Annotated in this window: 10 protein-coding genes; 7 read left to right on the forward strand and 3 right to left on the reverse strand. The window is 64.7% G+C overall.

Annotated elements, in window-relative coordinates:
* Positions 1-4: 4 nt before the first annotated feature.
* Positions 5-820 carry an SPOR domain-containing protein gene (locus RHPLAN_RS19155; protein WP_198164414.1) on the reverse strand — a complete coding sequence of 272 codons (816 nt, stop codon included), beginning with the start codon at positions 818-820 and terminating at the stop codon, positions 5-7.
* 237 nt (positions 821-1057) lie between these two features.
* Here RHPLAN_RS19155 and glmU point away from each other — a divergent pair, with 237 nt between their 5' ends.
* The 3 genes from glmU (at position 1058) to RHPLAN_RS19170 (ending at position 5207) form a co-directional block, all read left to right on the forward strand.
* Entirely contained in the window at positions 1058-2410 is a 1353-nt protein-coding gene (gene glmU / locus RHPLAN_RS19160) for a bifunctional UDP-N-acetylglucosamine diphosphorylase/glucosamine-1-phosphate N-acetyltransferase GlmU (RefSeq protein ID WP_068031500.1), read from the forward strand.
* Positions 2411-2551: 141 nt separating this feature from the next.
* On the forward strand, positions 2552-4396 hold the full coding sequence (gene glmS / locus RHPLAN_RS19165) for a glutamine--fructose-6-phosphate transaminase (isomerizing) (protein WP_068020884.1): 1845 nt from the start codon (positions 2552-2554) through the stop codon (positions 4394-4396).
* A 40-nt stretch (positions 4397-4436) separates the two neighbouring features.
* Complete coding sequence (locus RHPLAN_RS19170; RefSeq protein ID WP_084245189.1) at positions 4437-5207, forward strand: DUF502 domain-containing protein; 771 nt, start codon at positions 4437-4439, stop codon at positions 5205-5207.
* Here the strand turns inward: RHPLAN_RS19170 and RHPLAN_RS19175 are convergent, their stop codons facing one another.
* Positions 5208-6182 (reverse strand): AraC family transcriptional regulator, encoded by a 975-nt coding sequence (locus RHPLAN_RS19175; RefSeq protein WP_068020886.1) that lies wholly within the window; start codon positions 6180-6182, stop codon positions 5208-5210. It abuts the gene before it with no gap.
* Between the two features lie 197 nt (positions 6183-6379).
* Here RHPLAN_RS19175 and RHPLAN_RS19180 point away from each other — a divergent pair, with 197 nt between their 5' ends.
* Positions 6380-6667, forward strand: a complete 288-nt coding sequence (locus RHPLAN_RS19180; protein WP_237180201.1) for a DUF1127 domain-containing protein — start codon at positions 6380-6382, stop codon at positions 6665-6667.
* Positions 6668-6695: 28 nt separating this feature from the next.
* On the forward strand, positions 6696-8009 hold the full coding sequence (locus RHPLAN_RS19185; RefSeq protein WP_068020890.1) for an O-acetylhomoserine aminocarboxypropyltransferase/cysteine synthase family protein: 1314 nt from the start codon (positions 6696-6698) through the stop codon (positions 8007-8009).
* A gap of 27 nt (positions 8010-8036) precedes the next feature.
* Here the strand turns inward: RHPLAN_RS19185 and recG are convergent, their stop codons facing one another.
* Positions 8037-10142: an ATP-dependent DNA helicase RecG gene (recG, locus tag RHPLAN_RS19190; RefSeq protein WP_068031507.1), complete on the reverse strand. Its 2106-nt coding sequence runs from the start codon at positions 10140-10142 to the stop codon at positions 8037-8039.
* Positions 10143-10228: 86 nt separating this feature from the next.
* Between recG and RHPLAN_RS19195 the strand changes: the two genes are divergently transcribed.
* Together RHPLAN_RS19195 and RHPLAN_RS19200 are read left to right on the forward strand one after the other, a co-directional pair.
* Positions 10229-11203: a tripartite tricarboxylate transporter substrate-binding protein gene (locus tag RHPLAN_RS19195; protein WP_084245191.1), complete on the forward strand. Its 975-nt coding sequence runs from the start codon at positions 10229-10231 to the stop codon at positions 11201-11203.
* 123 nt (positions 11204-11326) lie between these two features.
* Entirely contained in the window at positions 11327-11614 is a 288-nt protein-coding gene (locus RHPLAN_RS19200) for an FAD assembly factor SdhE (RefSeq protein WP_068020895.1), read from the forward strand.
* Position 11615: the final 1 nt, after the last annotated feature.

An 11615-nucleotide genomic window follows, 5' to 3' on the forward strand; every position in this document is an offset into this window, starting at 1 on the left:
ATCTTCAGCGGCCCGCGACCCGAGCCCCGTCGTACATCGCGGGCTGGCAGACGCCGCCCATTGACGTGATCGCCGCGCAGAAGCGCGCCGCCTTGGACGCGTCGGCGATCGGACCGGCCACCAGCCGGTACTCCGTGCCGCCGCGAGGGCGGTCGCGTGGCACCACGATGGGCTGCAGGCCCTGCAGCAGGTTGCCGTGACGGCGCACGGCCGTGCTCCAGCTTGCGCGCGCGGCTTCTTCCGAAGTGCTGCCGCCCAGGTCGAGGCCGAACTGCCGTTTGGTCACGCTCGTGGTGTTGGGCTCTGAACTGGCGGGCGGCACGGGTTCAAGCGACGTGGCATCCGGTCCCGAAAGCGTCGACGTGAACTCCTCGACGGGCCTGCCGGCCGCCGCCGGAGGTGGAGCGGCTGCGACCTGCGGCCTTGGAGGGGGGGCGCTGACTTGCGGCATCGGCGGCTTCGCTGGCGCGACGGTCTGCGGCGCCGTCATCGCAACCGGAGGCGATGTCGGCGGAGCAAAGGGTTGCAACTGCTCGACCGGGGCGGCCGCAATCCGCACGGACCGTTCAACCCGCGTGATCGAGCCGGTCATGTCGTCGACATTGTGCTCCAGAGCTTCGATCCGGGCGAGCAGGCGCTCCCGATCAGCAGAAAGAAGGCGGACTGTGTCGGCCAGCCGGCGGCCCTCATTGGCGTCGAGCGGACGTGCGGCCTGGGCGCCGGTCGGCGCGACCATTTCGCGAAACTGCTGAGCGGCGTACCGGGCGCGGTCAACACCGGCATTCGTCGAGCCGGCATAGACCGCCACGACCAGAGACACGGCCGCGGACCCTCCCCAAGCACATATTCGCCAGAGTTCTCGCATTCCAAAAGCCCAAATGGCGCCGTTCTGACGCCGATTTCATTGCGCAATGCTGGGGAACGCGGACACGAATCGCTTCGCTTGAAGCACTATCAGATTCGCTGCATTGGAACCTCTGTCCTGTGCCCTCGGGATCTGCGCTTTTTTCTTGGGGAATGCTCGGTTATGACGGCCGCGCGAGCGGTGGGAGAATCGATGAGCAACCGAACCTGTCTGGCCATTGTGCTTGCCGCCGGCGAGGGCACACGAATGCGCTCGTCGTTGCCAAAGGTCCTGCACAGGGTGGCGGGCCGGTCTCTGGTCGCACACGTGCTGCATGCTTTGCGCGGTGCGGGCGGTGGACAGACCGCGGTGGTGGTCGGGCCCGACCGCGAGGACGTCGCCGCTGAGGCGCGGCGGGAGATGCCTGGCGCGGAGATTTTCGTGCAGCGCGAGCGGCGCGGCACCGCGCACGCGGTGCTGGCGGCGCGCGCTGCGCTAGAAAAGGGCGCCGACGATGTCCTGATCGTGTTCGGCGATACGCCGCTGATCCTGCCGCAGACGCTGGCGAAGCTCAGGCAAGCTTTGGCGGACGGCGCTGCGGTCGCGGTGCTCGGCTTCAAGCCTGCCGATCCCACCGGCTACGGCCGGCTTGTGACGCAAGGGAGCGAACTCCTCGCGATCGTCGAGCATGCCGATGCAACGGAAGCACAGCGCGCCATCGCACTCTGCAATGGTGGGCTGATGGCCTTCGATGGGAAGCAGGCGCTGTCGATTTTGGACAAGATCGGCAACGGCAATCGCAAGGGTGAATTCTATCTGACCGATGCGGTGGCAATCGCGCGCCAAATGGGCCTGCGCGCGGTGGCCCTCGAAGTGGCGGAGGATGAAGTGAGCGGCATCAACACCAAGGCGCAACTGGCGGAGGCCGAGGCTGTCACGCAGCGGCGATTGCGGCAACAGGCGATGGAGGCGGGTGTCACCCTGGTCGCGCCCGAGACGGTGCACCTGTGCATCGACACAAAATTCGGTAAAGACGTCACCGTCGAGCCGTTCGTGGTGTTTGGCGCCGGTGTCACCGTCGAGGACGGCGCCACGATCCGCTCGTTCTCGCACCTGCAGGGTGCCCTTGTCGGACAGAGCGCCACAGTCGGGCCTTACGCGCGGCTGCGCCCAGGCGCCAGGCTCGAAGCCGACGTACACATCGGCAACTTCGTCGAGGTGAAGGAGGCGCTGATCGAGCAGGGCGCCAAGGCCAATCACCTGGCTTACATCGGCGACGCCCGGGTCGGCGCGGGCTCCAACATCGGCGCCGGCACGATCACCTGCAATTATGACGGCGAGTCCAAGCACCGCACTGACATCGGCAAGGGCGCCTTCATCGGTTCGAATTCATCGCTGGTTGCACCGGTGACCATCGGTGACGGCGCCTATATCGGCTCGGGCTCGGTGATTACGGCCAACGTGCCAGCCGATGCGCTTGCGCTCGGACGTGGCAGACAAACCGTTAAGGAGGGCTGGGCCCAGCGCCTTCGCAACCTCAAGTCGTTGGTCAAAAAGAAGGCATAAAGCACTGCTTAAGCATGCCGTTCTTGTTTGCCGGCTTTGCTGCCTTGTTTTGACACATCAGGACATCCATTTTGATTTTCCGGAAACCCGTACCGCTGCATAAAGGACCACAACAGCGGTCGGGGTGAGGGGGTAGTCGACTTGTGCGGGATTGTTGGGATTCTCGGTCATGAGCCGGTGGCGGGGCAACTCGTCGACGCGCTCAAGCGGCTCGAATATCGCGGCTACGATTCGGCGGGCGTTGCCACGCTGGAAGCGGGCGCGCTGACGCGCCGTCGCGCCGAGGGCAAGCTTCGCAACCTCGAAGGCCGGCTGCGCGACGCGCCGCTGAGCGGCACCATCGGCATCGGTCACACCCGCTGGGCGACTCACGGGAAACCGTCGGAGAGCAACGCCCATCCGCATGCCACCGACCGCATCGCCGTCGTCCATAACGGGATCATCGAGAATTTCCGCGAACTGCGCGAGCAGCTTGAGAAAAGCGGAGCCAAGTTCGCAAGCGAGACCGACACCGAGGTCGTGGCCCATCTCGTCACCGACGAGATGAAGAAAGGCAAGAATCCGGTCGACGCCGTTGCGGCGGCGCTGCCGCGGCTGCGCGGCGCCTTCGCGCTGGCATTCCTGTTCGCGGGCGAAGAGGATCTCCTGATTGGCGCCCGCAAGGGCTCGCCGTTGGCGGTGGGCCACGGCGATGGCGAGATGTTCCTGGGCTCGGACGCGATTGCGCTTGCCCCGTTCACCGACACCATCAGCTATCTCGAAGACGGCGACTGGGCCGTGGTGACGCGCAAGGGCGTCCAGGTGCGCGATGCCACCGGCAAGATCGTCGAGCGTGCGGTGCTGAAGTCCAACGCCTCTGCGTTCCTGGTCGACAAGGGCAACCACCGCCATTTCATGGCCAAGGAAATCCACGAGCAGCCGGAAGTTGTCGGCCACACGCTCGCGCACTATCTCGACATGGCGGCCGAGCGGGTCTCGCTGCCGATGACGCTGCCGTTCGACTTCAAGAAGATCGAGCGGGTGGCGATCTCGGCCTGCGGCACTGCCTACTATGCCGGCCTTGTCGCCAAGTACTGGTTCGAGCGTTTTGCGCGGTTGCCGGTGGAAATCGACGTCGCCTCGGAATTCCGCTACCGCGAGGCGCCGTTCTCACCGGGCAATCTCGCGCTGTTTGTCTCTCAGTCAGGCGAGACCGCCGATACGCTGGCGACGCTCCGCTACGCCAAAGAGCAGAAGCAGCACGTCCTTTCGGTCGTTAACGTGCCGACTTCGACCATCGCGCGCGAGAGCGATGTGGTGATGCCGACCCTTGCCGGTCCCGAGATTGGCGTGGCGTCGACCAAGGCCTTCACCTGTCAGCTCGCGACGCTGCTGTGTCTGACGATCGCAGCGGGCAGGGCGCGTGGGGTGCTCTCAACGGAAGACGAGCGCAATCTCGTCCGCGCCATGATCGAGGTGCCGCGGCACATCTCCGAGGCGCTCCGGCTCGAGCCGCAGATCGAGGCGTTGTCACGCGATCTCGTGAAAGCCAAGGACGTGCTCTACCTCGGTCGCGGTACGGCTTATCCGCTGGCGTTGGAAGGTGCTTTGAAGCTGAAAGAAATCTCGTATATCCACGCCGAAGGCTACGCAGCGGGCGAACTCAAGCACGGGCCGATCGCATTGATCGACGAGAACATGCCGGTGGTCGTGGTGGCGCCTTTCGATAAAAGCGCTCGGCGCGAGGGCGTGTTCGAGAAGACCGTTTCAAACATGCAGGAGGTCGCGGCGCGTGGCGGCAAGATCATCCTGATCACCGATCCGCACGGCGCCAAGGAAGCCGCGGCACTGTCTCTGTCCACCTTGGTGCTGCCCGACGTGGCGACCACGGTTACACCCATCGTCTATGCCATTCCGGTGCAACTGATGGCCTATCATACGGCCGTGAACATGGGCACCGATGTCGACCAGCCGCGCAACCTTGCGAAGTCGGTGACGGTTGAGTGAACGTGAGCCCTACTGAATTCAGGCCAATGAATCCCAGACGATGAGTCCGTCCGACGATAAGCCCGTTTTGCCGCCCGCGATGACCGCCTCGGACATTGCACCGGCACCGCCCACTCACGGGCCGCTTGGCCGGCTGCGCAATTACTTCCTCACAGGCTTGATCCTGGTCGGACCGATCTACATCACCGTAAATTTGACGTGGTGGCTGGTGAACTGGGTGGACGGGCAGATGCGGCCGTTCATTCCCATCAGCTTGCGCACCGAAACTTATCTGCCGTTCCGGGTCCCGGGCTATGGCGTGATCATTGCGCTGTCCGCGCTGACGCTGCTGGGCTTCCTCACCGCAAACCTTGTCGGCCGTACGCTGGTCGAATTCGGCGAGAGCCTTTTGAACCGCATGCCGATCGTGCGGCCGATCTACAAAACGATGAAACAGATATTCGAGACGCTGTTCTCGAAGTCTGGCGGGGGCTTCGGCAAGGTGGCGCTCGCGGAGTTTCCGGCCGGAATGTGGTCGGTAGTGTTCCTGGCATCGCCTCCGACCCCGGACGTTGCATCGCGGTTGCCGGGCCAAGAGTTTGTGTCGTGCTTTCTGCCGTGCACGCCGAACCCGACCACTGGATTCTTCTTCTACGCGCCGCGCAACCAGGTGATCGAACTCGACATCACGGTGGAGCAGGCGATGACATTGATCATGTCGGCCGGCATGGCGCAGCCCAATGCCGAGGCGCAGAAGAAGCTCGCGGCCCTGGTTGAAAACGGCCGGGCGAAAGCCGCCACGGTCGCACCTCCCACCGCGCCGGTGCCGTAGTCAGCGGGCGAGGCTTTGCAGCCGCGTGTGCTTCCTCCATGTCGCCGGCGGAACGCCGAAACCTTGCTTGAACGCGCGATTGAACGCGGATTCGGATTCGTAGCCGACCTGTTCGGCGATGCGAGCCAGCGGCGCCTCGCTGTTGCGCAGGTGTTGCGCCGCCACCTGGATGCGCCAGCGTGCCAGATAGCGCATCGGCGGTTCGCCGATCAGCTTGGTGAAGCGGTCGGCAAGCGCCGAGCGCGACATCCCGACCTCCTGGCCCAGATCGTCGACCGTCCATGCATGAGCGACGCGACCATGCAGCAATGACAGCGCGCGCGACACGAATGGATCCCTGAGACCGGCGAGCCAGCCGGTGTGCTCGTCGGATAATGTTTCGACATAGCTCCGCACGGCCTCGACGAACAGCAACTCGGACATCTTCGCCAGCACGGCTTCGGAGCCGGAGCGCCGTGAGGCCACCTCCGACGCCGCGAACTCCAGCGTGCTCCGGATCCATGAGCCGGCTGCGCCTTGCCTTGTGTCGAACTTCAGCAGCGGCGGCAGCGCTCCCGCCAAAGGATTGCCGTCGAGCTTGTCGCATCCCAGGAAGCCGCAGACGATACGAGTGGGCTCGCCGCCGCCACCATGGTTGATAGCGACAAGACCGTCGCTCTCCGGCGGCTGGACCAGCTGCTTGGCTGGCACCGGAGGCAGATCGAGACGGCTTCCCATCAGGTGCAGGTCGTTGTGAGGCAGGATCATGACCTGGCCAGCTTCGAACTCGACCGGATCGTTGCCGGGCACCTGCGCAAGGGCGCGTCCCGAGGTCACGTAGTGGTAAAGCACCATGTGATCGGCGCCGCTGAGCAGGGGGCTGCATTCCTGAGGTTCAGGCCGCGATTCGATGCACCACGGTGCCGTGAACTCGGCGTGTAGAAATACGCCCCCCTTCAATCGGATGACGCGCAACAAGTCGGAAAGTGCATCCATGGCCGGGAAGTGGTTCTCGCGTCCTGAGCCTTGACGTCCTGGGTTTCGGCGTCCTGGGCAAGACATCCGGCGTGCGCGTCATTCATACGCTGCCCGTCCCCGAATATATCAGGGCCCATTACGGCAGCCAGATGCATTGCGGCTTTGGCTGCGTCGAAACATCGCAACGAATGCATTGAATGGAGAGCATTGTGAGCATGAACTGGACTGTGCCGTTTGCGGCACAAAGCACCGGAGAGCGGTGGTTACACCGCTTTATGGCCGCGGCGGAGGGCCGTTGGAGCGTCTACAGTCGCTGGCGCGTCGAGCAACACGCAGCGGCTCAGCTTCGCGGCATGAGCGATCGTGAGCTCAAGGACATTGGCCTGATCCGGTCCGAGATCGACTGCGCCGTCAACATCGTACCGGTCGGGATTGTCGGCCTGGGCGGCCACCATGAGCCACATCCGACCAAGTGGCGCGGCAGCGCCCGCGCCGTTCGTTAAACGATTTCGTAAAACGGAGAAAACAAAGATGACCAAGACCATGCATCCGGAAACCATGATGTTGCACGCCGGGCCTCGTTGCGAGGCTGGCACTGGCGCCGTTGCGGTGCCGATTTTCCAAACCTCGTCATTCCAATTCCGCAACTCCGAGCACGCGGCGAACCTGTTCGCGCTGAAAGAGCTCGGTCCGATTTACTCGCGGATCGGGAATCCGACGACCGACGCCCTCGAGCAGAAGATGTCGGCGATGGAGGGCGGCGTCGCCGCGCTCGCGGTGAGCTCCGGACAGGCCGCGTCAGCGGTCGCGATCCAAAATCTGTGCCGGCCGGGCGACAATGTCGTGAGCTCGACCGATCTCTACGGCGGCACTTGGAATCTGTTCGCCAACACGCTGCCGTCGATGGGCGTCACGGTCCGCTTCGTCGACCCGGCCGATCCGGAGGCGTTCCGTCGCGCCACGGATGCACGCACGCGCGCCTATTACGCCGAGACATTGCCGAATCCGAAGCTCATGGTGTTTCCGATCGGTGAGGTGGCAGCGATCGGGCGCGAACTCGGCGTGCCGCTGATCATGGACAACACCGCGTCGCCCTTGATCTGCCGGCCGTTCGATCACGGCGCGGCCGTTGTGGTGCACTCGCTGACCAAATATGTCGGCGGTCACGGCACCTCGATTGGCGGCATCATCATCGACGGTGGCAATTTCGACTGGACGGCGCACAAGGAACGCTTTCCGACCCTCAACGAGCCCGATCCGAGCTATCACGGTGCGGTGTGGACCGAGGCCGTCAAGCCGCTCGGGCCGATTGCCTACATCATCCGAGCCCGCGTCGTGTTGTTGCGCGACATGGGCATGTGCATGAGCCCGTTCAACGCGTTCCAGTTCATCCAAGGACTGGAGACGCTGGCGCTGCGGATGCGCGAGCATTGCAGCAACGCCGCCGAGGTGGCGCTGCATCTGCAGCGGCATCCGGAGGTGTCACGCGTGATCTATCCGGGCCTGCACGAGGACAAAGAGCAGATCCGCCGTGCGCAGACCTATATGAAGGGCTTCGGCGGCCTGGTCGGCTTCGAGCTGAAGCGTGGTGGCGAGGCGGGAGCGCGCTTCATCGATGCCCTGAAGCTGTTCTATCACGTCGCCAATATCGGCGATGTGCGGTCGCTCGCGATCCATCCGGCCAGCACCACGCATTCGCAGTTGAGCCCGGACGACCAGCTCGCGAGCGGCGTGACGCCCGGCTATGTCAGGCTGTCGGTCGGCATCGAGCACATCGACGATATCATCGCCGATCTTGATCAGGCGCTTGCGGTCGCGGCGGGTGGTATCGCCAAGGCGGCGTAGCCTTGAGGCAACCTGCGGGCCGGAAGCCTAGCCGGCCCGCAGCAGCCTGATCGCTTCATCGCGCTCGAACAGATAGAGCAGATGACGTAGCGCTTCGCCGCGAGGCGAGGCGAGGTGAGGATCGCGCGAGAGGATGAGTGCCGCATCGTCACGGGCGGCCGGGATCAGCTTGCCGTGCACCTCGATGCGCGCGATGCGGAAGCCGGGGATACCACTCTGTTTGGTGCCGAGGAGGTCGCCTTCACCTCGAAGGCGCAGATCCTCCTCGGCGATGCGGAAGCCATCTTCGGTGTCGCGCATGATCGCAAGCCTCGCTTTGGCGGTCTCGCCGAGAGGTGCGCGATAGAGCAGCAGGCAGGTCGAGCGGTCTCTGCCACGGCCGATCCGGCCGCGCAGCTGGTGGAGCTGGGCGAGGCCGAAGCGCTCGGCGTGCTCGATCACCATGACGGTCGCGGCCGGTACGTCGACACCGACCTCGATCACCGTGGTGGCGACCAGAAGCTGCGTTTCGCCAGCCGAGAAGCGGGCCATGGCGCGATCCTTGTCGGCCCCCTTCATCTGGCCGTGGACGATATCGACCTTGGCGCCAAAATGCTTTTTGAGATCGGCGAAACGGTCTTCGGCGGCGGCGAGATCGCTGGTCTCGGATTCGGCAACGAGCGGACAGACCCAGTAGGCGCGCTTGCCTTCATTGAGTGCGCGGCCGACTGCGGCCACCACCTCGTTCAATCGGTCGAGCGGAATGGTTCGGGTGTCGATCGGCTGGCGGCCGGCCGGCTTCTCGCGCAGCTCCGAGATTTCCATGTCGCCGAAGTAGGTGAGCACCAGCGTGCGCGGGATCGGCGTCGCCGTCAGCACCAGCATATCGACGGCCTCGCCCTTGCGCGCCAGCGCGAGCCGCTGGTGGACGCCGAAGCGGTGCTGCTCGTCGATGATGGCGAGCGCGAGATCGCGGAAAGCCACGTCGTCCTGGAACAGCGCGTGGGTGCCGACCACCAGATCGAGCTCGCCGATGGCGAGCCGCTGCAGCGTCTCGTCGCGCTCCTTGCCGCGCTCGCGGCCGGTCAGCACCGCAACGCGGATGCCGGCCTTTTCGGCGAGCGGCGCGATGGTGGCGAGATGCTGCCGCGCCAGGATTTCTGTCGGCGCCATCAGCGCGGCCTGCCGTCCAGCTTCGATCACCGTGGCAGCCGCCATCAGCGCGACCACGGTTTTGCCGGAGCCGACGTCGCCCTGCAGCAGCCGGATCATGCGCTGCGGTCGGGCGAGGTCGGTGACGATGTCGTCGACCGCGCGGCCTTGCGACGGTGTCAGCGCGTAGGGCAGGGCCTTGATAACCTTTGCCCGCAGAAGGCCTTCCCCGGAACTGCCGCGGCCGGGGAGGCTTTTCTGATGCTGACGCACCAGACCGAGAGCGAGCTGCCCGGCGAGGAATTCGTCGTAGGCAAGCCGCGACCAGGCCGGCGTTTCCGGCATGACCGCCGTGGGTTCGGCTGGGTGATGCAGCGCGTTCAGCGCATCGGCGAAGGCCGGAAAGTCGTTGCGCTTGAGCCAGGCCTCGTCTTGCCATTCCGGCAGCTTCGGGACTTTGGTCAGCGCAGCCTCCGCGGCCTTGCGCACCACATTCAGCGACAACCCCTCGGTCAGCGGATAGACCGGCTCGACCAGCGGCAGCTTGTGCAACTCCTCGTCGCTGACCACGCGATCCGGGTGCACCATCTGCAGTATGCCGTCGTAGAGCGCGGTGGTACCGGACACCGTGCGGTGCTCGCCAACCGGTAAGAGCTTTTCGAGATAGTCGCGTTTGGCGTGGAAGAAGGTCAGGACGAGGTCGCCTGTATCGTCGCTGGCATAGACCTGATACGGCACCCGCGGCCGGTTGGGCGGCGGCGGGCGATGACGGTCGATCGTAACCGCGACGGTGACGACACTGCCCGGCACGACGTCGCGAAGCTTGGGCCTTGATCTCCGGTCGATGGTGCCAGTTGGCAGGTGGAACAGCAGGTCGACCACGCGCGCGGGCATATCCTCGCCGCGGTCGAACAGCCGCCGGTATAGCTTTTCGAGCTTCGGACCTGTGCCTGGAAGCACAGTCAATGCGGCAAACAGCGGGTCAAGCAGCGATGGACGCATGTCCGATCCTTTGGCATGCAAGCTGCACGGGTTTTTGACGCGCTTCAACCAATGCGCATAGGTTGGGGCACAGTGGAGTGGATACAATGACTTGGTCGAAATGGCTGCTGGCGGCAGTTTTATTGGGGCAGCCCCTTGCGGCCTCAGCGCAGGACTATCCGACGCGCCCCGTCAGCATGGTCGTGGCCGCCGCGGCCGGCGGGCCGATCGACGTGTTCGCCCGGATCATGGCCGAACGGATGTCGCCCGCGCTGGGCCAACGAATGATCATCGAGAACGTCGGTGGCGGCGGTGGCACCCTGGGCGGCCAGCGCGTCGCGCGTGCTGAGCCTGACGGCTACACCACGCTTCTTGGTACCATCGCGACCCACGCCAACCCGCAGCTTTATGGCAGCAAGCCGCTCTACGATCCGATCAACGATTTCGTCCCCGTGGCGTTGATGGCCGAAATCCCGCTCATTCTCATCGCGCGCAAGGACCTGCCCGCCAACAACCTCGAAGAGTTCATCGCCTATGCCAAAGCGAATGACGGGCTCCTGAACTATGGCTCGGCCGGCGTCGGCTCCTCGGCGCATCTCGGCTGCGTGATGCTGGAGCAGGCGATCGGCGCCAAGTTCCAGCATGTGCCCTATCGCGGCACGGGTCCTGCGATGCAGGATCTGATCGCGGGTCGCATCGATTTCCTGTGCGATATCGCCGTCACCGCGGTGCAGGCCATCAACAACGGCAACGTCAAGGCGCTGGCGAACCTCTCGACCACGCGCTCCTCCGTGCTGCCCGATCTGCCGACTGCCGCCGAGCGCGGCCTGCCGACGGTTGCGGCCTACACCTGGGCGGCGCTGTTCGTGCCGAAGAACACGCCTGAGGCGGTTGTGACCAAGCTCAACAGCGCCGCGGTTGCGGCGATGGAGGGTAAGGGGCTCCGCGAGCAACTCGACAGCGTTGCCGCGACCTTGGTGGCGCCGGAACGAAGGACACCTGCCTATGCGGCGACCTTCGTGAAGTCCGAATGGGACAAATGGGGCGCCGCGATCAAAGCCGGCGGTGCGATCCCGCAGTAGCTGGCCCACAACTTCGTCAAAATCGAAGCGTTCATTCGCGACTTTGCCGCTGACACCGGCGCCGCTGCGAACTATATAAAACGCGCACCCGGCCGCCGCCGGGTTTTTGGCGTTGGAGACGGCATGACGGGAAGCACGATTTCGAGCGACGGCCTCGACCCACGGCGGCGAAGGTTGCTGTTTCGGTCATGGCATCGCGGCACCCGCGAGGCCGACCTGATCATGGGCCGCTTCGCCGACGCGCATATCGCGGCTTTCAGCGATGCCGAGCTCGACCAGTTCGAGCATCTGCTCGATGCGCTGGAGACGGATCTACTGTCCTGGATGACCGGACTCTCCGAGGTCCCAGCCGATCACGACACGTCGATGTTCCGTCGCGTGCGCGAGTTTCATTTCAAGGCAAGGCAGTAAT

It is taken from the genome of Rhodoplanes sp. Z2-YC6860 (assembly GCF_001579845.1).
In the GTDB taxonomy this organism is placed as follows: Bacteria; Pseudomonadota; Alphaproteobacteria; order Rhizobiales; family Xanthobacteraceae; genus Z2-YC6860.